Source organism: Neorhizobium descurainiae (genome assembly GCF_051400715.1).
GTDB lineage: Bacteria > Pseudomonadota > Alphaproteobacteria > Rhizobiales > Rhizobiaceae > Neorhizobium.
Genome location: NZ_JBLFFK010000026.1, coordinates 1 through 21876, shown reverse-complemented (window position 1 = coordinate 21876; position 21876 = coordinate 1). Strand labels below are relative to the sequence as shown.

Below are 21876 nucleotides of genomic sequence, written 5' to 3'. Positions count from 1 at the left end.
CCATGAACATGATCGAGGGACATGCCGCCTTCGAACCCGCCCCCGGCATTCCCGTCTGGGACGTCGATCCCTATGCGGAAGAGATGCTGCTCAATGCGGAGGATTACTATGCGGAACTGCGCCGGCACGGGCCTCTGGTCTATATCCCGAAATATTCGGTGCTTGCCTGCGGCCGCTACGACGAAACGCGCGAAATCTTTTCCGATCATACGCGCTTCGTCTCGTCCCGGGGCGTAGGGCTCAACGACTTCAAGTACGGCAAACCCTGGCGGGCACCGTCCATCATTCTGGAGGTGGACCCGCCGGATCATACGAAGACGCGCAAGGTGATGGCGCGCGCCTTGTCGCCCAAGGCCATTTCCGGCTTGAAGGACGCTTTCCGCGAGGCGGCAGAGCACATCGTCGACGGCCTGGTCGCAAAGGGCAGCTTCGAGGCTGTCGCCGAACTCGCGGAAGCCTTTCCCGTGACGGTCTTCCCGAAAGCGCTCGGCATGGTCGACAGCGACCGGCGCCGGCTGGTGGATTACGGCGCCATGGTCTTCAACGCGCTCGGTCCGGACAACAAGTTCCGCCGGGCGGCGATGGCGCAGGTACCGGATATCGTGCCCTGGATCACCGCGGCATGCGCCCGCGACCGCTTGACCAAGGACGGGCTCGGGGCACTCATCTACGGTGCCGCGGACGACGGCGAGGTCACCGAGGAGGAAGCCGCCATGCTTGTGCGCTCCTTCCTGTCGGCCGGCGTCGATACGACGGTGACCGGCATCGGCAACGCGCTATGGTGCCTCGCTTCCAATCCGCGGGAATACGACAGGCTGAAGGCCGATCCGGCGCTCGCCCGGCCCTGCTTCGAGGAGGTGCTGCGCTACACCTCGCCCGTCCACACCTTTGCGCGCACGGCCAATCAGGACACGGAAGTGGCTGGATACCGCATCGCCGAGGGCACGAAGATCCTCTGCGCGCTTGCTTCCGCCAATCTCGACCCGGCCAAATGGGGCGATCCGGACATCTTCCGCATCGACCGCAAGCCGGTCGGCCACATGGCCTTCGGCGCCGGCATCCACGGTTGCGTCGGGCAGAACCTCGCGCGTCTCGAACTGGAAATCGTGCTCTCCGTACTCGCGGAGAAGGTGGACCGGATCGAGTTCGACGGCGGACCCGTCTGGCGGCCCAACAACGCCATCCACGCGCTCGATCGCCTGCCGCTGAAATTCGTCGCGCAATAGGAGCACACGGATGACGAACGTGACTTTCATCGCCCACGACGGCGCGGAGACGACCATCGACATCGCCAACGGCGACAATGTCATGCGGGCCGCGCTTGCCAACGATATCGACGGCATCGTCGGCGAATGCGGCGGGTCCATGATGTGCGCCACCTGCCATTGTTATGTCGATGACGCATGGGCCGACCGGGTCGGCCCGCGCGCCGACGGCGAAGAGGACATGCTGGAAAGCGCCGCCTGCGAGGTAAAGCCGACGAGCCGGCTGTCCTGTCAGATCCGGATAGAGCCCGAGCTGGACGGTCTCGTCGTGCATCTGCCGGAGAGCCAGACATGACGGGCGTCGTCGTCATCGGCGCCGGGCAGGGCGGCTTCCAGCTCGCCGCCAGCCTGAGGCAGGAAGGCTATGAAGGTCCGATCACCCTGATCGGCGACGAGCCCGGACGGCCCTATCAACGCCCACCCCTCTCCAAGGCCTATCTCAAGGACGGGCGCATCGAAGCCATCGAGCTCAGACCGGCAAGCTTTTTCGAGCGCAACGCCATCACCCTGATGACCTCGGAGCGCGTGATCCGGATCGACCGGAACGCAAAGGCGATCGAGACCCTTGGCGGCATCGCCATCGCCTACGACCATCTCGTGCTCGCGACAGGGGCGCGCAATCTCGTCCCGCCGATCAGGGGGCTCGACGGATCGGGCGTCTTCGGGCTTCGCACCGCAGAGGACGCGTGCCGCCTACGGGACGCCCTTGCCCGGGGCAGCCGACGCCCGATCGTCATCGGCGGCGGCTTCATCGGCCTGGAATTCGCCGCCGTGGCGACCGCGAGCGGCCACGCGGTGACGGTAGTGGAGGCGGCGGACCGTCTGATGGCGAGAGCGCTTTCCCCGGCCATGTCGCAACATTTCCTGGGCTATCACACGAAATCGGGTACCTGGCTCGTCCGTGGTGCCACGGTCACCGAGGTCTTGCGCGACCAAGCGGGCGACGTGGTTGGCGCGCGCCTCGCCGACGGCGGCGTCATTGATGGCGACATGGTGCTCGTCGCGGCCGGCATACGCCCGAATGTCGAGCTTGCGGAGCAAGCGGGGCTTACGGTCGCCAACGGCATCGTGGTCGACGGCTTCATGCTGACCTCGGATCCGGACATCTCCGCCCTCGGCGACTGCGCGTCCTTTTCGGACCCGTTCTCCGGGCAGTCGATACGGCTGGAATCGGTACAGGCCGCCACGGATCATGCCCGCACGATCGCCCGCCGCCTCACTGGCAAGCCGCATGCCTATGACGCCGTGCCGTGGTTCTGGAGCGATCAGGGGGCGCTGAAGCTCCAGATCGCCGGTCTGGGCCTCGGCGCCGACGAAGATCACGCGATCGAGAAAGAGGACGGACGCAAGCTTGTGTTCCGCTTCAAATTGGGCAAATTGCTGGCCTTGGAGACAATCAATGCCGCCGCCGAACACATGGCCGCGCGCCAGCTGCTCAAGTCGCCCGCCAAGGTGAAATTCAACGAACTGGCGCAATGCGGTTTCGACATCAGTGGACTGGCAAAGGCTAGGAAAGTGCAAACCTGATGACACCGACCGAGAGGCAGACCAAAGCGCCGCCAGCGGACCCGCGCGCGCCGTGCCCCCAAGGACGTATTTCGGAATCGACGACCACGCGAGACGGCGTCGAGATCCTCGACATCACCAACTACGTCCCCTTCTTCCTCTCCAGCATCAACAACGCGCTCTCGCGCGGCGCATCGAACCTCTATCGCGAGCGCTTCGGCATCGGCATCAGCGAATGGCGTACCGTCTCGATGCTCGCCATCGAGCCCGGGATCACGGCTGCGCGCATTTGCGAGGTCGTCAATCTCGACAAGGCGGCCGCAAGCCGCGCACTCGCCACGCTCGACGAGCTCGGCTATCTGGATTCGGTCTCGTCCGAGAAGGATCCGCGCAAGCGGCTGTGGTGGCTCAATAAAAAAGGCTACGAGCTTCACGCCAAGATCATCCGCATCGCGCTTCGACGCGAGGAGACGCTCATCGAAGGTGCCGATCCCGACGATCTGGAGGCCGCCATCCGCGTGATGCGGCTGATGATGAAAAACGTGCGGAAACTGTAATACGACGTCCGCTTCCAGGAGCGGGGCGAACAAGGCAGGCATGCCCTGACACGCACGTGGCCTCTGAGGCGTCAAGGCAGTATGGCCCGGAAAGCCTCCTTGAGATTTTCATACCTGTAGAGGATTTCCGCTTTTTCATCCTTGAGGCGCCTGAGAAGGGCGAGCTCTGCATCGGACACGTCAGGCGCCATCGCGCGCAGCCGGATGTGCGCTTCTATCTCTGCAATTTCTGAACGGTAGGCGGAAACCGCGTGGGAGACGCGTTCCTGATGCTCTTTCAGAATAATGCTCATTGCACCATGCCGTGGGGCAGGATCGTTGCGATCAGACATGCTGTATAGCGAAGAAAGGCGATTCTGTCTTCACGTTGCCTCGTGCCGGAAGAGCGCAGATGCCGATTTGCCGCATGGGTGACAAGAGCTTGGCCCACGAGACGTGGCAGGACTGCCCGTGGCGCTTGCATCCGGCTTCGGGAATAACGTGAAAGTAAGCTTTTGCGTTCAACCATTATGCTTCTGACGCCTGCAGAAACCGCGAAACGCAACCGTGGCTGGGAAGCGCCATATGCCGCCGATCGACATCATCGTTCCGCAATCCGGCGCCCGCAATTGGCAGATGATCGTGATCGAGCGGCTTCGGGCGGAGGGGTACGATATCGCTGTGCTGCATTGGCCTCAGCCCGCGGATTGGCCCGCTGCGGTGAGTGCCGTACTTGCGCTCGAACGGCGCATCTTTCGCCGGACCGGCCCCGGTCTTGCCGCCCCCATAGCGGAAATTCGGGCCAGTTCCCGCAGCCGCTCCGCCGTGCTGCGTCTGGACCTTGCGGGCGACGTCGCGCCGTCGGACATCCCCACCATCGCGCTTGTGTTCGACGGATCCCGTTGCGACCTGTCCGCGGCCGTAGCCGTCGCAGCCGGTAATCTGCCCGTGATCGAGGCCGTTCTCGACCATAATGTGGTCGTGGGCCGGGCCTGGCCGATGATCGACAAGCGGGAGTCTGCGGCACTCGGCATCGAGGACGTACTCGCCCGCGCCATAACCCTGGCTGTTTCGGTCGTTCGTGCCTTTGCCGAAGGCCGCCTTGCCGGCAACGAGCGGGTGCTCGAAACCACCGGGAGCGGTAACGGCACGGCCATACGGTTCGCCTCCGCCTATCTGACGAAAGCCCTGCCGCGCCTCGGCCGGGAGGCCATTCGGCGGACGCGTTTCCGCCAGGCGCACTGGCGTGTCGGCTACCGCTTTACCCACGGGCCGGGTGTGGCGGAAACAGGCCGTCTTGGGGAAGGCTGGTCGGTCCTGCCGGACCTGGGCGACCGTTTCTATGCCGACCCCTTCGCTTTCGAATGGCAGGGGCGATCCTTCGTGTTCGTGGAAGACTACCCCCATGCGACCGGCAAGGCCGTCATTTCCGTCGTGCCGTTCGATGTCAACGGCGTCCCTCAGGAAGCACGGGTAGTGCTGGAAGGACCGCACCACCTCTCCTATCCGCAGGTGTTCGAACGCGACGGAGCGATCTGGATGCTGCCGGAGGCAAGCTCCGGCGGAAAGCTGACGCTTTACCGCGCGACGGCATTTCCGGACCGTTGGACCGCCAAGGCCGTGCTCATCGAAGGCGAAATTTCGGATGCCACGCTTCTCGAGCATGAGGGGCTGCTTTGGCTTTTCGCTACGCACCGTGACGGCTATGGCAGCACGTCCGACACGCTTGTGGTTTTCAACGCTACGGCACTCACCGGACCGTGGATACCGCATCCGCTGAACCCGATTCTGATCGATCGCCGAAGTGCCCGTCCAGGCGGCGCTTTCGTCCGCAGCCCTGAAGGGCGCATCTTTCTGCCGGTCCAGGACGGGACGCTCGGCTATGGCGGCGGCCTTGGCTTCTCGGAAGTGCTGGCGCTCGACAGACAGACAGTGCGGCTTTCGGCACCCCGGCCGATTGCTGCCGACGGCGACTGGCCCTATCCGAAAATCCACACCCTGAACCGCTCCGGCCGGCTGGAGGTGATCGACGGGATCGCGGCCGTGCGGAAGCGTTCAGGAAGACAGTAGCGTCTCGTAGCCTGCGCACATCCTGGCAGGCGAATATCGCTCCTTGAGCCGCCGTCCTGCCGCGGCAAGCCCGGCCGCAAGCCCCGGCCTTGCGACGAGGGCGGCGAGCCCCTCGGCCATGCCCTTCGCATCGGCTTCGACAAAGAGCGCGGCGGGTTCTCCATCCTCCGCCGTCAGCACCTCCCGCATCACGTCGAGATTGCTGGCCACCACCGGCAGACCGGCAATGGCCGCCTCGACCGCAGCGAGGCCGAAGGTCTCCGTCGTCGACGGAAACGCATAGGCGTCGCCCGCGGCGAGGAATTCGAAGATGCGCGCGGGAGGGACCTCGCCGACCAGATGCAGCCGCTCGGCGACACGCCGGCTTTTGGCAAAGGCGACAAGCGCGTCCCACTCGGGACCTGTGCCGGCGATTGCGATGTGGATGTCGGGCAGGTGAACGAGCGCCCCGACCAGCGCGATCTGGTTCTTCGAAGGCGCCATCCGGCCGGACGAAACGGCAATCCATGCCTCCCGGGGCAGGCCGAAGGCGGCGCGGGCCGCCGCCCTGTCGAACTCTTCCAACGGCGCGGGAACGCCGTGGTCGATACGCAGGATCCGCCGCCGATAGGCTTGCGGATAGCGGTTGAATTGCGCCTTGGTCCAGGCCGAGTTGACGACATTCGCGTGGTAGAGCCCAACCGTGCCCATCAGCTTGTCGATCTGCGTGAGGAGCCCCCTCACCCCTCTGCTCTGCGGCGCGCCGCTCTGGTTCGCGACGATCGGCCGGACGCCTGACAGGCGCGCGCCGATCGTGCCGAAGATATTGCCATAGTGCTGGAAGGTAATGACCGCGTCCGGCCGCGCGCTGCGCAGATAGCCCGCAAGTCCAAGGGCCGCCCGCATCTGCCCCGGCAATCCTCTCGGCGGTTCGGTGAGGATGAAATCCGCGTGAGGATCGCGGTCGTAGACGTCGGTCTTCCTGTACATGAACACGGTGCGCACCTCGTGGCCGCGGGCACGCAGGCCCTCGCCCACCATGTCGGAAATGCGCTGCGAACCGGCGGCCTCCGCCTGGGTCTGCACCTGGACGATCTTCATGCGCGGTCCCTCAGGAAGGCGCGGGCGGCGAGCGCGTCCTGCCCGGTAAAAAAGCCGAGGATCGACGGGTTGATGCCTATTTCCCGCCGGGCGATGAACACGGCGATCACGCACCACGCGGCGATCGTGCCCGCGATGCTGAGCGCCGCGCCGATCGGTCCCAGAAGATAGGTCAGCGCCGCCGTCGCCCCGAGCCCCAGCGTGTTGACGACGACGAGCAGCTTGAAGAGCGCATGCTGCAGGCCGGTCAATTGCAGAAGGATTTCGGTCGGACCGCAGGCCGTCCCGACGGTTGCCCCGATGCCGAGGATGATGAGCGTCACGTGCATCGCCGGCGTGCCGTAGGCAGGATCGAAGATCGACAGAATGAGGTTTCCGAAAATTACGAAGAGCGCCAGCGCCAGGAGCGCGACGGCAAAGCCGCCGAGGGCGGCGAGGCTGGTGATGCGCTGCACATGCGGCCTGTCGCCGCTGTAGAAGGCATTCGAGATTTGCGGCGCAAGCGCCTGATTGATCCCGTTGAGGGTCAGCACCACAAGCCGCATGATGCGGTCGGCGACGAAGATCGCGCCGGCAGCCTCGGGCCCCAGGATTGCCGCGACGAGCAGCGTGCTTGCCTGACCGAGCGCCGGCGGCAGCGCGGTGACGCCCCAGACGCCGAGCGTCACGGTCCTGAACTCCGCCTTCTGCCCTTCCGTCAGCGGTCCACGCTTGGCGCGGACGGTGTCGCGCAGCAGGATGATCGTTTGCGGAAGGACCGAAAGAAGAAGAAGCCCGGCCGTCAGCCAGGTTGCGGCAACCGCGCTCATCTCGGCATGCATGAAGCTCGCCGCGGCAAAGGCCGCAATGGTCGCCGCCCGCCATATGATGTCCCGCGGCAGCAGACCCGCTATGAGCGCGTTTTTGGCGCGGAAGGCGCAGGAGGTGAATTCCGACCATCCGAGCGCGAAGGCCAGCACCGTCGTGGCCGCGCAGAGCGCGCGCCATTCCGGCACGTCCCTGCCGAGAAGCGGCAGAAACCCGACCGCGATGATGAACAGGCTGAAGGCGGCGAGCCCGGCCAGTGCCACGAGAATGGCGCGGGCCATCAGGCCATTGGCAGAGGCGAGATCGTTGTTTCCCGCATATTGGGGCCAAAAGCGCAGGACGGTGCTGTGCTGGCCCACCAGGGAGAAGAAGGAGACAAGGCTCGCTCCGGCATAGGCGGCGCTGTAAAGGCCGAATTGCCGCTCGTCGGTGACCATCGCGACCGCCACCAGCATGAGGAAGGACAAGCCGGCGCTGGCGAGTTTTATGACGCTTGCGATGGCGCCGCTTTTGGCAAGCGCGCCGATCGACAGGCGCATGCCGGCCGCGGGAGCGGTCGTCGCGGCGGACGTTGTTTCGCGGTTACTTATATAGTCGTCCACTAATGCAATCCTGAGATGATTTATCCTGGCCGGCGGCCGGTGAACCCCGCGGCAGAATGCGCCTCTGAATAGCTTGAAAGCGCACGACCACGCCACAACGAACTCGCGGCATGGTTACCGGCACCCCGGATAGATCACGCACTCAATGGTAGCGAATTTAACGGATAGCTAATGTTGATAATCGATACTGCCCTGTGACTTGGGACAGGGAACCGGCGGCTGGGGAGACGAAAAGGATGAAACCGTTTAGCGTCGACGAACGCACCTTTCCGCCGCTGTTCGATGTCGACGCCATCTGGACCGTCCTTTGGCAACGGCGGATGATGGTGCTGGCATGCGTCGGCGCGATGCTGGTGTTGACGCTCCTTTATCTTGCGGCAGCAAAACCGAGCTATACGGCAACGGCATCGATACTGATCGATCCGCGCGATTCCCACGCGACCAATTTCAACAGCGTTCTTCCCGGAATCGGCCCCGACAGCGCCGCCATCGCAAGCCAGGTGTTCATCATTGAATCGCGGGATCTGCTGATGAATGTCTTCGAAGGCGAAGGCATCGAAAACGACCCCGAGTTTTCGGACCGCGGTCTCCTCTCCTTCCTTTACGCCCGCGGTGCTCTCGCGAAGGATTCGACCTTCAAGCGCTTTCAACGCGCGGTCTCGGCGGAGCGGGCGGGCCTCACCTATGTCATCGATGTCAGTTTCAAGTCCCAGTCCTCCGACAAGGCCGCACGCATCGCCAATGCGATCGTAGACCGCTACAGAGCCGGTCTTGCGGGAGAAAGGGAGACCGCCAACAGCGATGTGAACTCCCTGCTTGCCGGCAGGATCGGCGGCCTTCAGAAAAATGTCGGCGATGCCGAGCGCGCGGTTGCGGATTTCAAGTCCAGGCATCAGATCCTGGACCCTGCTTCCGGCGGCACCTTGCAGTCTCAGATCGACCAGCTCACCAGCCAGTTGATCGCCGCGCGCGGTGACGCCGATCAAGCGAAGGACAAGTACGATCAGGCATTGGCGGCGGGCACCTTGCCGGCCGACCTCAGCCTGCTCTCGGAAATACTTTCCTCCAGCGCAACCGAGAAGCTGCGTGAAGACTACAATCAGCGGGCGGCGGAGCTTGCCAGCTACGAAATCGTCTACCAGCCGCGCCATCCCACCATCAAGCGGCTTCAGTCCGAACTGGACAGGACCAGGGGCCTCATGGCTGCGGAGGCGAAGCGGATAACGCGCGAGCTGAAGGCGAAATACGATCTCGCCGCACAAAACGTGGCAACGCTTCAGGCGAAGCTCGACGAGTTGCGCCGTCAGTCGGAGAACTCGGATGTGGCGCAGGTGGAATTGCGGCGGCTGGAAGCCAAGGCGCAGGCGGCCCGCGCCGTACTCGACGATTTCCTGAAACGTGCCGAGGAAACGTCGCAGCTGCAAGGCCTCCAGCTCTCCGAGGCGCGGGTGATCAGCGCGGCCGCTCCGCCGGTGCAACCGACGTGGCCGAAACCGTTGCTGCTTTTGCCGGTGAGTGCCGTCCTGGGCCTCCTTGCCGGATGCGGCCTTGCCTTGATGCGCGGACCGATCCATCCGCCGGAAGACGGCCCGGAAGGCCCCCCAAGGGGTCGTCTGCAGACGGTCGAGCTCCCCAAAGGCGACGTATCGGCCACGGCGCCTGCCGACCTTGGAGAATATCGCCGGCCCGGAATCGCCGGAACCGGCGTGCATGCAGGCATACGGGCGATCAGGAGGCGGTTTTCGCAAACCGGCAGCGAGGCCTTCTCGCGCGATCTGCTGCAGCTCGTACGGCGGATCATTTCCCGCCTCACCGAGCACCCCAAACCCTATGTGCTCGCGGTGTCCTCGATCCATAACCCTTTCGAAGCGAAGCTCGCGGGCGCCATGATCGGGATCGGCCTTCAACATGCCGGCCAGGATGTGCTCGTCGTCGAGTTCGGCGGCCGGCCGCGGCTGGAAATCCCGGCGCGACGCGGCACCGGCATGTTCGTCGACAGCGCAAGCGGCCTTCAAACCGTCACGTACAATACCGCAGCGGAAAGAAGCCCGGCATCGCGGGATCGCCTTATCATGGACGACATCCTGACGGATGCCGAGGCATTCGATTTCGTGCTCATGATGGCCCCCTCCGTCACCGACAGCGGCTGGAACACGGAACTTTTTGCGGATGCGGATCTCATGCTTTTTGCGCTTGGCCCCTCCGAGGAGACTTCCGAAGCCGTAAAGCTGCTGCGGCAACGTTTCGATGCCGAGCAAATCCGCCGATGCGCTACGCTTGCGATCGTCTCCGAAGGCATAGAGGCGGCCAACCAGGCAGCAGGACATATCCGACCGGCCGAGGACGGAGAATGGGCGCGCGGCGTCTTGGGAAGGCGTGGGCATGCGGTTGACGAATAGCGGGAGCCGAACGACGACGATCACACGTCGGCGCGTCCTCGCGCTGGCAGGCGGCTCCGCCCTGACGGCGCTTTCCCTCCCTATGTCCGGTTCGGTACAGGCCGCCAAGCCTGCCGTTCCTACGCGCGGTTTCAATCTGCCGGACTGGCTCGACCGGAAAGATGGGATCGCACCAAGCGAAGCGGTTCTTGAAAAGCTTCGCCAGACGGGTTTCGAATCGGTCCGGCTGCCGGTAAACGGCGACCTTCTATCGGCGGGCGACACGGCGGCGCTCCACCGGATCCGCGACGGGGTGACGGACCTCGTCGGCCGAGGCTTCGCCGTCATCGTCGACATGCATCCCTCCGCGGATCTTCATACCGCTTTACGAGATGATTTCGATGCGGGAGCCGAAAGGGCAGTCCGGGCCTGGACGACCCTTCGCGACGTCATAGCCGATCTGCCGGCAAGTTCCGTTTATCCGGAACTCCTGAACGAACCGCCCCTGGAACGAGCCGTATGGGTCCCCCTGCGGGACCGGCTTGCGGAAACCGTGCGATCCAGGTGCCCGCTTCATACGCTGATCTGGGGTCCTGCCCCCTACCAGGGAACCTGGGAACTGGCGGACACGCCGCCGCTTGCCGACGACAACCAGATCGCCGCAATCCATTTCTACACACCCATGGCTTTCACGCATCAATGCCAGACCTGGGATACGTCATCGCCGCTTGCCCGCATCGCCAACCTGCCTTTTCCGGCGACGAAGGAAACACCCCGTGTCCGCGAGCTTATCGATGAGCTGCGGGCGGCCGGGGATGGGCAGGCGGCGGACCTGATCGAGGAGCAGTTGTCGACGCCATGGACAAAAGCGGCGATCGCGGCGGAGTTTGCCGGGCTCGCGCATTGGTCCAGGACACATGGCTGCCCGGTGATCGTGGACGAGTTCGGCGTACTCAATTTCTGCGTGGATGCCGAAAGCCGCACCTTCTGGATCCGCGCCGTCCGCCGGGCGGCCGAGGCGCACCGGATCGGCTGGACCTACTGGGAGCTCGACCAGGGATTCGGCTTCATCGGGAGCCGGCGGAGCACGGAAGGGTTCGACCGATCGATGATCGCCGCCCTCGTCGGAGACGGATAGAGGCGCTGACACAAAGACACGGCATGCAGCGGAGCTCGGGAGAGGCCGGCAATGAACAACATCACGAGGACGCCGATCGGATTCGGCGCGGAAGGTCTGAGATGGCAAGGCTCCGACGCCCTGTTTCACCTCTGCATCGCGTTTCTCGCCATCGTCGCGGCCGTCGCGGCCTTCGCGGTCTGGACCCCGTTCGGGATCGCCGCGACGTTCTTGCTGACGCTGATCCTCTCGATCGCCCTGCCCTGGGGGATCCCCGTCGTCATCGCCTGTGCCTTTCTTTACCAGAACCTCGTGGTCGCCTGGTTCACGCCCTTCGTGCCCGACGATACTACGTTCGACGCATTGCGCGGCGCCAACTTCGTCATCCTGATGACTGCCTTCGGCCTCTTCCTGCTGGCGTCGTTTCAATATCGCGTGCGCAGCGTGACCGCGCTGCGTCCCTGGCTGCTCTTCACTTTCGCGCTATGCGGACTGGTCTGCTTCTATTTTGCCGTGGGAGCCCTGCGCGGCGGCCCCAAGGACGCCGTCATCTACTTCCGCAATACGATCACACCCCTGGCCTGCTTCCACATAGCCGTCCTTACCGCCAGCCTCTATCCCCTCGACATGCGCAAGAGCATGCTCTGGCTCTGTGCCGGCGCGGTCGCCTACGGCTATCTGGAACAGATCTTCAGAATGGACTTCCTCAGCCTGTTCCACGGCGACCTCTATATCCAACGCGGCCTCAAGGAGCAGATCGAGGCCGGCGTATGGGAGAAAGCGCTCAAGGAAACGGGATTCGTGCTGCGCGGCCTGGAGGACACGATGATGACCACCTTCTTCAACACCCGGCTTTTCAGCGACCTCTTCCCGCCGATCTTCCGCAACGGCGGCCCGAACTTTCATCCGATCAGCTATGCCTATGGCTTGAGCATCCTGTCTGCCTGGCTTCTCTTCAAGGGGCGCTGGCTGCTGCCTATCGCCGCGCTGCCCCTGCTTCTCGTGATCGGCTCGAAGGGCGCCACATTCATGCTGGCCGTCGCGCTCGCTGCACGGCTGATCCATCGTCCGGCCCGGGCTCAACCGACACTCATAGCGGTGGTTGCGCTGGCGGTGATCTGGACCGCGGCGGCAACCGCCTATGGCGCAACCCACGGCGACTATCATGTTCTCGGCCTGATCGCGGGTGTCCGCGAGTTTCTGTCCAATCCGCTCGGGCAAGGGCTGGGGATCGGCGGCAATCTGTCGAGCACCAGCATCAATCTCGATTGGGGGCGGGCCCAGGGAGAAGGCGTCGCCTCGGTTCCCGTCGAAAGCGCCGTCGGCGTCATGCTTTACCAGATGGGAATAGGCAGCTTCGTCTTCTTCGGTTTCCTGGCCGCGCTCGCCTTGTCCGCGCGCAAGCACCTGGTCGAAACGGGCGATCCCGACTTCCTGTTTGCCTTTGTCGCGATCGTCACGATCTCGGCCAATGCCGTATTGCAGGAGGAGGCATTCTTCTCCCCTCTCGCTCTCGGCTTCTGTCTGTTGCTCGTCGGCATTTCCCTGGGCACGCGTTGGCGTGAAATGGGCAAGACAAGAACCCGCCTCGGATAGGCCATCGGCATCAACCCGGACCGATGTCTGCCCAGCAGGCGTTGCAGCAAAATTTTATTAATGAGAATGAGCTAATATGACTGCAACATGAGACATACATCACCACGCCATTAATATTGCGGAGTTGATCGTGGCTGTTTTAGGCGCACTTCCCCCGGGCCTCACCTGCCGGCCGATTCACGAAGACGATTGGGACGGCGTCATCGAATGCCTCGGCAGAGGCTTTCCGGAGCGTCCCCCAAGCTACTGGAAGCGGGCCCTGACCCGAATGGCACGGCGGCCCCTCGTCGCCGACCTGCCCCAATATGGTTTCGCCCTGGATATGTCCGGACGGATCGTCGGTGTCTTGCTGGCGCTCTATTTCCGTCATCAGGGGCAGGAAGGCGAAGAAATCCGCTGCAATCTTTCCAGCTGGGCCGTCGATCCGGAGTTCCGCCCCTTCGCGGGCAAGATGGTCATGGCCGCGTTCAGAAAGAAGAACGTGACCTACATCAACGTTTCGCCGGCACCCGAGACGATCAAGGTCAACGAGGCGCTCGGTTTCCGCCGCTTTTCCAACGGGCAGTTTGCCTTCCTGCCGGCATTGAGCCCCGTCAAGCTGTCGTACCGCGTGCTTGAGGCCCGCCCCGATCTGCCCGAAATGGCCATGCTGTCCGAAAGCGACAGGGAGATCCTTCTGGAACATGCGGCGCTCGATTGCCGCTCGCTGCTCTGCGTCGGCGCGGGGAAGGTGTTTCCCTTCGTCTTCAAGGCGCGCCGCATATTGCGGGGCCTCGTTCCATGCAGCCAGATCGTCTACTGCCGCTCGCCCGAGGAACTGAGCCAGTGCGCCGGAGCAATCGGCCGCTTCCTGCTGCGAAGAGGAACGTTCCTTTGCGTCGTCGATGCCAACGGGCAGGTGCCCGGCCTCACGGGCCGGTATTTTGCAGGCAGCGGACCGAAATACTTCAAAGGTCCGAAACCGCCCTCTCCCGGCGACCTGACATTCACCGAACTCGTCATATTCGGCTGAAAGGCCGCAAGAAATGGCTGCGCGAAAAGCATTCGCCAGTCATTTCGAATGCCGCAGGATCACATAGATAGCGCGGGGGTTGGTTGTGAGATACCGCCAGAAAAGCCGGCGCGGCTCCATCAGCATGCGCCAGAACCACTCGAAACCTGCTTTCTGCATCCAGAGCGGTGCTCGCCGCGTCTTCCCGGCCAGGTGATCGAGAAGCCCGCCCGAGGTCTTGATGATGCCGACATTGGCCAGTCGCGCGGCAAAGTCGTGCACGAAGATCTGCTCGCGCGGAACGCCGAGACCGAGCCACAGGATATCCGGCGCGAGCGCGTTGATTTCATCGAGCTTCCGTTCAAGGGCCTCGCCCGTGAGATAACCGTGGCAATGGCCGAGGATGCGCAGGTCGGCATAACGCGCCCTTATCGCGGCGACGGCCTTCGGGTTCTCCGCCTCGGTCGATCCCATCAGATAGAACGTTATGCCTTCCTTTTCGGCAAGCTCGGCCACGTCGTGGAAGAGGTCGGTGGTAGCCACCCGCTCCGGGAGCTTTATTCTGCACAGCCATTGCGAAGCCGTGACGAGCGGCTGGCCGTCGGCGAGGATCTGATCGGCTTCCAGAAAGAGGCTGGCAATCCTGGGATCCGCATGAACACGCGCAATCACCTCGCCATTCGCCGAGGTGAAATAGTAGGGCCGGCTGTCGTGACGGCGCCTTCGCGCAATTGCGATCATCAGCGCGGCGGCACTTCGGCGATCGACCGCGGTGATCGGCAATCCTCCGAGCAGCACGCTCGGGAATGCCAGGGGATCGTCTTGAAGCGACGGTTCCGCCGCATCCGCCGGCTTCGTTTCGTCTTCCAGTCCCGGACCATGCGCTTCCGGCATCGGGCACACGGCGGGCGCCGCGCATCCGTCAGGACACTGCAGCCGGCCGCTATCTATGATTGCGCAAACTCTGTCTGAGTTTTTCTGCGGGCCGGCGTCGAAATCCTGCACAATCATTACCTCCGATTGAGTAACGATTATCTAATATTATCTCGGAGGTTAAGCGGATCCTTAATGTTCGGTTAATGGGTAAAATTTAAATAAACTTTATATTTTTAAGCCGATCCGCGTGGACGCCTGCCCTGTAAGCGCGCCAAAGGGACTTCTTTACTTCTATCATTCGTTTTTGAAGGCCTAAAATTGAACACAACAGGCTGTTTTTCTTATGTTTTTCTCAATAAGATCATTCTTTACGCCGCATTCCAATGAATCTATATGGCCTGGAACATTCTACATGGCCCTGACCAATCTCGCTGTCCTTGCTGGAAGTTGTGCACGAAGGTCCGCAGCAATGCTCGTTGAATTGCGGAACGCTACCAGCAATTTCATTCAATCATTCTTATATGAAAATGTATAAATTCAATTAAAAGATGTCTTATTATTCCGAACTGATGGCGCCGATCCGCCAGCACCGGCCCGCATCCTGGATACGTCCGCATGAACCCTGCAACGGGCGGGCCTACAAGGCGGAATTCGGAGCGTGGACGTCCGTCCCTGCACGCCGGAAGGTCTGCGAGCGTGTGGGCGGGTGACGGCGATCAGGGCAATATCGGAGTGTTGGCAAAACGCGTGGCGAAGGCCAGGCGTCTGGCGAACTGCCGGATCACGGATGAGACGGTCCCAAAGCAGCTTGCCGCCTTGCTGGGCGAACTTGCCTTGATTTCTGAATTGAGAATCGAAAGCAGCGATGAACGCCCGCCCGCCGTCCGGAGCGACGACGAAAAACCCCGCAGACTGCTCGTCTTCCAGTCTGCGAACTGTCGTTCAATCGTTGGTGTCGAGTGACACGATAAATTACCTTTGACATCATTCTAAGTCATTGAAAACAAACATGTCAAATTTACTTGGTTTCAGATAAATTGCCTTTTTTGCCAAGGTATTTTGCCCTTGGCTGTCACGAGTCGACGATGGCAAAGCGTGCGCCGTCCAGAAGGTTGGTGACATCAATCAGAACGGTCGATCATTCCGATGAAAATCGGCCTCATTTATTCAGAACCGTACGGCGCAGACCTTCGGGATGCGCGCCCGACGACGCGCTGTTCCTACGGACAAAATCGCGCATGAACTCCCGTATGACCTGCGCGGCAGGCCGATCCAGAACCTGACAGGCTGCAAGGAATTCATCCCGCAGCTCTCGCTCGATCCTGATTCGCATACCGGCATCTTTTTTTGTCATTTTGAGAGTGTACCCAATGGATACACGTTTGACTAGATGGATGTAACAGGCGATGTTTGGCCAGCCAAGTTTGAAGGTCTGATGGTCAACAGCTTGCTTTGAATGATGGCAATTGCCATCTTATACGTGCGTGTCTCCATTGAAGTATAGTCTGTTATGGACAACAATCAGCCCATGCAAATCAAGGCCTTCCGGTACCGAAATCCACGAGGGTTCAATTGGGACAACGCGCTGCCATCTACTGCCGGGTTTCAACCGCAGATCAGTCCTGCGAGCGGCAGGAGCGCGACCTCGTCGCTTTCGCCGACCGCGCAGGGTATGGGGTAGCAGCGGTATTCAAGGAGACAGGCTCGGGCGCAAAGCTCGACCGTGCCGAACGGCGTAAGGTGATGGCACTGGCCCAAGCTCGTAAAATTGACGCGGTACTCGTTACTGAGCTGTCTCGCTGGGGCCGCTCGACGGTCGATCTTCTCCATACCCTTCGCGAACTCGAAACCTGGAAGGTCTCGGTCATTGCCATGAACGGGATGGCGTTCGACTTATCTTCGCCACATGGCCGCATGCTCGCGACATTTCTGTCCGGCATTGCGGAATTCGAGCGCGACCTGATCAGCGAGCGGGTAAAGTCCGGACTCGCCGCTGCAAAGGCGCGTGGAAAAAGGCTCGGCCGACAAATTGGCGAGCGCCCAAAATCAGATCGGCTTGCGCCCAGTGTTATGGCCCTAATTTCCGAGGGCCGCAGCTACCGCTGGATCGCACGCGATCTGGGCATCAGTAAGAACACCGTTGGCGATATTATTAAGAGATACAAATAGATGAGGTCGGCGTGAATATCCGTATCGGAAAAGCCAACCAAGATCACTTTTCGGCATTACGCACGATAGAATTATCTTCGTTTGTGACCTTGCTCGCAGCCGGTGCTGTTACCGGAGAAGCGGCAGCCAGTAGCGACGAGGAATTGCAGCAATATCTTGATGCCGACTTCCTATACGCCGCATTCGATGAGGCAGCCATTCCGGTTGGCTATGGCGGAGGATATATAGCGGAAGGCTGGCTGCACATTGGCGAAGTGGACGTGCATCCAAGCTGGCAGCGAAAGGGCATCGGAAGGCAAATAGTGAATGCTATGTTAAGCGAAGGCCGCGCAAGAAAACTCAAGGGTTCAACTCTCACGACCGATCGCTTGGCGCCCTTCAATGCACCGTTTTACACGTCGATCGGGTTCCATGCGGTCGAAGGTGATGCATGTCCCGAACGACTTCGCGCCATTCTCGCTGAGGAAAAGAACAAAGGCCTCGACCCACGTCGTCGGGTTGCCATGATGCTTGTCTTCTGACGCGCCTTTAGACAGGCTTCAATTTTTCTTCTCGGAGTATCCATCTTTGCGGCAGGCAAACGCTTAGAGTGTCATTTCGCCCCGCCGGAACCGCCCCCTTCATAAACACGCGCCCCATGGATTAGGCTGGTGACGCTTCGCGGACGGAGATCTCTATGGCGCTGACTAGCCAAATCTCAGAGTATGATTATCGATGGCCCGACATGTTCGATGCTGAAAAGGCTCGGCTCGAAAGAGTGTTCGGCTCTAGGTCAGTCGAAATCCACCACGTTGGAAGCACGGCAGTTCCCGGCCTTGCCGCAAAACCGGAAATCGATCTGTTAGTGGTAGTCCCTGATCACGAGGATGAAGCCGGAGTTGATCAGGCAATGGCATCCTTTGGATATTTCCGAGGAAAGAACCTCTCGGACGGACATCATTTTTATCGTCGCGATGTTGAAGGAGTACGGACCCACAAGGTCCATGTCTGCGTGGCAGGGCATGGGCAGATTTCCAGAATGCTGCGCTTCCGCGACATGCTCAGGCAGGATGACGACCTAAGGCAGGAATATGAGAAGCTGAAATTGGAGCTGGAATCTACGAACGAGCACGGGATTGGGGAATACCTCGCTCGAAAGGCACCCTTTATTGATGCGGCTTTAGGGCGCCCTCCCTCATCGACCGACTAGCTGAGATTTGAGACCCTTTGGGTATAGCTCCGGTCCTCCGTCGATATCGAGTTCTCGTGGATCGTACCAAGCTGCGACCAACAAGGTTCCATCGTCCTCTTGAAATCGAATGCGCTCTTGACCCTCGAAAGCTCCTTGAGGAAAGGCCAAATCAAAAATGAATAGGATTTCGTGACGGCTTTGGCCCTCGTGGACGAAGACGTTCTCCAGCACTGTAGGTCCTCCGAGAACGGAAACCTCAACACCAATTTCCTCTTTGAACTCTCTGACAACAGCGTCTCTTGCGGTTTCGCCGAATTCAACGCTACCCCCTAGTGGCCGCACCCCTTTGAGTCGCCCCTCATGATCGTACACCTCAAATGCCAGGAGCCGGGAATCTCGCCAATGAAGGCCGAGGGCTTTGACGCGGATAACACTGGATTTGGGTAGGGTTGTCATTCCCTTCGGCTATCGCAATCTCAAGCCGTTCGCAATAAAGCAGCGTGACTTGCTAGGAAATCTGCTTGGGCCGAAGGCCACTATAACGTTGTTCGCGGCGCGAGTTCGACCGTTTGGAAAAGACAGCAGCCCTGCCGCAAAGGCAACTTAGTGGCCAAGGTATTTTACCCCTACGGACCTGGTGTCGAAGACCGTTTTGCGATTGCGTTCATTGAACATTTGGGACTTGCGCGACAGGAGAGTGGCGGCTTCCCGACTACAAAACGGACTGTCCCCCATCCTCAGATTGACAGGCAACAGCCTTCTGCGCACAATTAGTCTTCGGTGGATACGACCTGCTGCTTGCGCCCCGCCGGGGTACGGTGAATGTATCGAGCCACTAATGACTCCCTTTGCCCGAACGAACGGGTCAGCAACGCAAGCTCCTGACGCTCTCCGTTCGTTTATGCAAAGGATCATCCCATGCGCGATTTCCGCGATGCCAAAGCTATGGCGAAAACGCTACGTGAAGCGCTTCAAGCCAAATCGTTCACCCTCACCAACAGTGAAAGCCAAGAGCTAGTTGCTCGGATTCTTGGCTATCGAGACTGGAACGTGTTGGCCGCGAGGATTCAAGCAGGCCAACTGCCTGCGACCTCGGCTCAGCCTAACTCGTCTTTTCCAGCCGGAGCGGAAATGCCCGTCGTCCCTATGCGGGACATGGTCCTGTTTCCGCACATGATCTCTCGGATTTTCGTGGCGCGCGACAAAACCCGGCAGGCCGTGGAGAACGCTCTTGTCGGCGATCGACGTGTCGTCGTTGTCGCCCAGAGGCGAGGTGCAGACGATCGCCCCTGCACGCTTGGCGCCCTCCATGCGGTGGGCGTACTTGCAAACGTGGTCGATCGCCAGACACAGGTGGATGGGGCTCTGAAGGTCACCGTCTGCGGGCTGCAGCGAACAGGCATCGTCCGCATTACCGATGGCGAGTACCTGGCGGCGGAGATTGCTCCGATTGGGGAGCAAGGCGGCCAATCGACGGAAGCAGCCGCTCTATCGAGTGCGGTTCTCGATGCCTATCAGACCTACGCTGAGGTGGATTTTTCGGCGCTTCCACCAGGATCCAAAGCCCGTTTCGGCCTACCTTCGGTCGGGGACCCGAGCCTGTTGGCCGACACAGTCGCCCCGTTGCTATCTATCACTATGGAGCAGAAGCAGCAGCTCTTGGAAACCAGTAACGTGGTAACCCGCCTAAAAAACTCATCGAGTTGATGAGCGCGGGTCGTCCAAAAGCTGTCGCATGAATCCTATTTCTTCTGCCTTGGGTGGAAGATTTTGGCGCTCGGCATTAGCATGCGGTTCAATGGCCTTTGGGATTGGACCGCGTCAATGCACGATGAAATTATCGCCTGGCGTCGTGATCTGCACGCCAACCCGGAGCTGGGTTACGAGCTTCCTCGGACTGCAGCCTTCGTGGCAGACAAACTGCGTGCCGTCGGCTGCGATCAGGTTACTGAGGGGATCGGCCGGAGTGGCGTTGTGGGCGTTCTTCATGGCCGGGAGAAAGCCTCCGGCAAGGTGATCGGTCTGCGTGCCGATATGGACGCGCTGCCGATTCAGGAAACGACCGGATTGCCTTACGCCTCCGCGACCGAGGGCCGGATGCATGCTTGTGGGCATGACGGCCACACAGCGATGCTCCTGGGCGCTGCGAAGGCCCTGGCAGAAAGGCGCAAGTTCAATGGTACGGCCATCCTGATCTTCCAGCCGGCTGAAGAAGGGCAGGCAGGTGCGAAGGCGATGTGCGACGACGGTTTGATGACCCGGTGGGGAATCGAGAGAGTGTTTGCCCTGCATAACGAACCTGGCCTAGATGTTGGCCGCTTCGCCACCCGCACCGGCCCATTCGGCGCGGCCGTGGCAAGCTTTAAGATAACCGTCGACGGAAAAAGCGCTCATGCTGCCAGCCCTCAAGCTGGCGTTGACGCCCTCCTTCCCGCCGCCAACATCCTCATTGCCCTGCAAACTGTCATCGGGCGCAACGTCCATCCGCTTAAGAGCGGCGTGATCTCCTTCGGTTCATTTCAAGGCGGAAAGCCTGGAGGAACGTTTGTCGGATCGAGCGAGCTGCGTGGCTTAGCACGCTGGTTTGAGCCGGAGGTGCGAGACACCCTAGCTCGCCGCATCATCGATATTTCGGAGGGAATTGCGAGGTCCTACGGGGCGACTGCAACTGTCACCTTCAGAAACCTTTACCCCGCAGTCGTCAATCATCCAATCGAAACAGCGTTGGCTGTGGAGGTTGCTCGTTCGGTTATGGGAGAAGATGCCGTCGATCCCGAGCACTCACAGCTCATGGGCTCCGAGGACTTCGCCTTCATGCTCGAACAACGGCCCGGCAATATTGCGCTTCTCGGCAACGGAAGCACGGCGGGGCTGCATGACCCGAACTACGATTTTAACGATGCCGCAATTCCTTACGGCATCGGCTACTGGACCCGTTTGGTCGAAGCGGCAATGCCGTTGGATAAATCCTAATTTCTGTATCAAATTCGGCTGATGCCATCGGTTCGGCCAAGTTTCAGGTATCTTCGGAAGATGTGATTCAGGTCGATGGAGCGAGGAATAGAATGATCGAAGATACAAGCATTCAGCTTTCTTTGTTTGTTGAGCATGGGCGGGAGCGAGAAGCCGCAACCTTTTACGCGGCGGCTTTTGGTGCACGGGAAATGGACACCTACACCATTGACGGTGTTCTGGCGGGTGTAGCAATGCGGTTTGGAGAATTGCCGGTGACGGTCGCCGGCTCCAATCCGAATCGGGAAAAGATGCCCTCCTATGGCGGTCCATTCTTTCCGAAACAGGCCGGGGCCGTCAGCGCGATATTTCAGGTCAACGTTGGCGATATTGACACCGCCTTCCCACGCGCCATCGCGGCCGGTGGTGTGATCCGCGACGAAATTCAGACCGATGCACTCGGCCGGCGAGTAGCCTCGATCTTCGATCCCTTCGGCCATATTTGGACGCTCGTGGAACGGAAGCCGGAAATAGGCTCACTGGCCGCGTGACCATTGCGCAGCGGCCCCGAATCCGGGCCGCGAAGTGTCGCGAAAGCCTGTCGCATAAGTTTGACTTTTGCACCTGACTTTCGCGACAGAAATTTCTGAAAAGTAAGCGCCGCCGATGTTTGCGCAAATGTTAGGCAGACCGTGTCAAAACCCATAGATAGCCACTGATTTAAGGAGCATGAAAACAGAACACGATTTCAGGATCGTTT

Annotated in this window: 21 protein-coding genes; 16 read left to right on the top strand and 5 right to left on the bottom strand. The window is 61.0% G+C overall.

Translation table 11 applies throughout. The features are described from left to right. Positions 1-2: 2 nt before the first annotated feature. Genes ACMGE0_RS29045 through ACMGE0_RS29030 form a run of 4 tightly spaced genes read left to right on the top strand, consistent with a single transcriptional unit; the run spans position 3 to position 3328 of the window. On the top strand, positions 3-1226 hold the full coding sequence (locus ACMGE0_RS29045) for a cytochrome P450 (RefSeq protein ID WP_436819369.1): 1224 nt from the start codon (positions 3-5) through the stop codon (positions 1224-1226). A gap of 10 nt (positions 1227-1236) precedes the next feature. Next, the gene (locus tag ACMGE0_RS29040; protein ID WP_436819368.1) at positions 1237-1560 is read left to right on the top strand and encodes a 2Fe-2S iron-sulfur cluster-binding protein; all 324 of its coding nucleotides are present in this window, start codon (positions 1237-1239) and stop codon (positions 1558-1560) included. Beyond that, complete coding sequence (locus tag ACMGE0_RS29035; protein ID WP_436819367.1) at positions 1557-2792, top strand: NAD(P)/FAD-dependent oxidoreductase; 1236 nt, start codon at positions 1557-1559, stop codon at positions 2790-2792. Before ACMGE0_RS29040 ends, ACMGE0_RS29035 begins: the two co-directional genes overlap by 4 nt. Further along, on the top strand, positions 2792-3328 hold the full coding sequence (locus tag ACMGE0_RS29030) for a MarR family winged helix-turn-helix transcriptional regulator (RefSeq protein ID WP_436819366.1): 537 nt from the start codon (positions 2792-2794) through the stop codon (positions 3326-3328). Before ACMGE0_RS29035 ends, ACMGE0_RS29030 begins: the two co-directional genes overlap by 1 nt. Positions 3329-3399: 71 nt before the next feature. On the opposite strand, the gene ACMGE0_RS29025 is transcribed toward ACMGE0_RS29030, so the two are convergent. After that, on the bottom strand, positions 3400-3621 hold the full coding sequence (locus tag ACMGE0_RS29025; RefSeq protein WP_436819365.1) for a hypothetical protein: 222 nt from the start codon (positions 3619-3621) through the stop codon (positions 3400-3402). A gap of 271 nt (positions 3622-3892) precedes the next feature. On the opposite strand from ACMGE0_RS29025, the gene ACMGE0_RS29020 reads away from it, so the two are divergent. Continuing rightward, positions 3893-5377, top strand: a complete 1485-nt coding sequence (locus tag ACMGE0_RS29020; RefSeq protein WP_436819364.1) for a glucosamine inositolphosphorylceramide transferase family protein — start codon at positions 3893-3895, stop codon at positions 5375-5377. On the opposite strand, the gene ACMGE0_RS29015 is transcribed toward ACMGE0_RS29020, so the two are convergent. After that, entirely contained in the window at positions 5363-6457 is a 1095-nt protein-coding gene (locus tag ACMGE0_RS29015; protein WP_436819363.1) for a glycosyltransferase family 4 protein, read from the bottom strand. The two genes, ACMGE0_RS29020 and ACMGE0_RS29015, sit on opposite strands and share 15 nt — an antisense overlap. Further along, positions 6454-7866: a lipopolysaccharide biosynthesis protein gene (locus ACMGE0_RS29010; protein WP_436819362.1), complete on the bottom strand. Its 1413-nt coding sequence runs from the start codon at positions 7864-7866 to the stop codon at positions 6454-6456. The genes ACMGE0_RS29015 and ACMGE0_RS29010 overlap by 4 nt, the downstream gene beginning before the upstream one ends. A gap of 236 nt (positions 7867-8102) precedes the next feature. On the opposite strand from ACMGE0_RS29010, the gene ACMGE0_RS29005 reads away from it, so the two are divergent. The 4 genes from ACMGE0_RS29005 (at position 8103) to ACMGE0_RS28990 (ending at position 13969) form a co-directional block, all read left to right on the top strand. After that, on the top strand, positions 8103-10265 hold the full coding sequence (locus ACMGE0_RS29005) for a GumC family protein (RefSeq protein ID WP_436819361.1): 2163 nt from the start codon (positions 8103-8105) through the stop codon (positions 10263-10265). Next, positions 10249-11382, top strand: a complete 1134-nt coding sequence (locus ACMGE0_RS29000; protein ID WP_436819360.1) for a glycoside hydrolase family 5 protein — start codon at positions 10249-10251, stop codon at positions 11380-11382. The genes ACMGE0_RS29005 and ACMGE0_RS29000 overlap by 17 nt, the downstream gene beginning before the upstream one ends. Before the next feature lie 51 nt (positions 11383-11433). Then, positions 11434-12957 (top strand): hypothetical protein, encoded by a 1524-nt coding sequence (locus tag ACMGE0_RS28995; protein ID WP_436819359.1) that lies wholly within the window; start codon positions 11434-11436, stop codon positions 12955-12957. 130 nt (positions 12958-13087) lie between these two features. Next, positions 13088-13969, top strand: a complete 882-nt coding sequence (locus tag ACMGE0_RS28990) for a GNAT family N-acetyltransferase (protein ID WP_436819358.1) — start codon at positions 13088-13090, stop codon at positions 13967-13969. 39 nt (positions 13970-14008) lie between these two features. Here ACMGE0_RS28990 and ACMGE0_RS28985 read toward each other — a convergent pair whose 3' ends face one another. Continuing rightward, positions 14009-14842 carry a WecB/TagA/CpsF family glycosyltransferase gene (locus tag ACMGE0_RS28985; RefSeq protein ID WP_436819357.1) on the bottom strand — a complete coding sequence of 278 codons (834 nt, stop codon included), beginning with the start codon at positions 14840-14842 and terminating at the stop codon, positions 14009-14011. Between the two features lie 678 nt (positions 14843-15520). Between ACMGE0_RS28985 and ACMGE0_RS28980 the strand changes: the two genes are divergently transcribed. The 4 genes from ACMGE0_RS28980 to ACMGE0_RS28965 all read left to right on the top strand — a co-directional run bounded on the left by ACMGE0_RS28980 (position 15521) and on the right by ACMGE0_RS28965 (position 18182). Further along, entirely contained in the window at positions 15521-15787 is a 267-nt protein-coding gene (locus ACMGE0_RS28980; protein WP_436819356.1) for a hypothetical protein, read from the top strand. Between the two features lie 609 nt (positions 15788-16396). Next, entirely contained in the window at positions 16397-16993 is a 597-nt protein-coding gene (locus ACMGE0_RS28975; protein ID WP_436819355.1) for a recombinase family protein, read from the top strand. 11 nt (positions 16994-17004) lie between these two features. Beyond that, complete coding sequence (locus tag ACMGE0_RS28970; RefSeq protein WP_436819354.1) at positions 17005-17514, top strand: GNAT family N-acetyltransferase; 510 nt, start codon at positions 17005-17007, stop codon at positions 17512-17514. 155 nt (positions 17515-17669) lie between these two features. Beyond that, complete coding sequence (locus tag ACMGE0_RS28965; protein WP_436819353.1) at positions 17670-18182, top strand: GrpB family protein; 513 nt, start codon at positions 17670-17672, stop codon at positions 18180-18182. On the opposite strand, the gene ACMGE0_RS28960 is transcribed toward ACMGE0_RS28965, so the two are convergent. Continuing rightward, entirely contained in the window at positions 18168-18620 is a 453-nt protein-coding gene (locus tag ACMGE0_RS28960) for an NUDIX hydrolase (protein WP_436819352.1), read from the bottom strand. The genes ACMGE0_RS28965 and ACMGE0_RS28960 overlap by 15 nt on opposite strands. 462 nt (positions 18621-19082) lie before the next feature. Between ACMGE0_RS28960 and ACMGE0_RS28955 the strand changes: the two genes are divergently transcribed. The 3 genes from ACMGE0_RS28955 (at position 19083) to ACMGE0_RS28945 (ending at position 21667) form a co-directional block, all read left to right on the top strand. Continuing rightward, entirely contained in the window at positions 19083-19871 is a 789-nt protein-coding gene (locus ACMGE0_RS28955; protein ID WP_436819351.1) for an LON peptidase substrate-binding domain-containing protein, read from the top strand. A gap of 117 nt (positions 19872-19988) precedes the next feature. Beyond that, a complete protein-coding gene (locus ACMGE0_RS28950; protein WP_436819350.1) occupies positions 19989-21137 on the top strand; it encodes a M20 aminoacylase family protein in 1149 nt (382 codons plus the stop codon). Between the two features lie 92 nt (positions 21138-21229). Next, positions 21230-21667, top strand: coding sequence for a VOC family protein (locus tag ACMGE0_RS28945; RefSeq protein ID WP_436819349.1), 438 nt, complete (start codon positions 21230-21232; stop codon positions 21665-21667). Positions 21668-21876 lie beyond the last annotated feature (209 nt).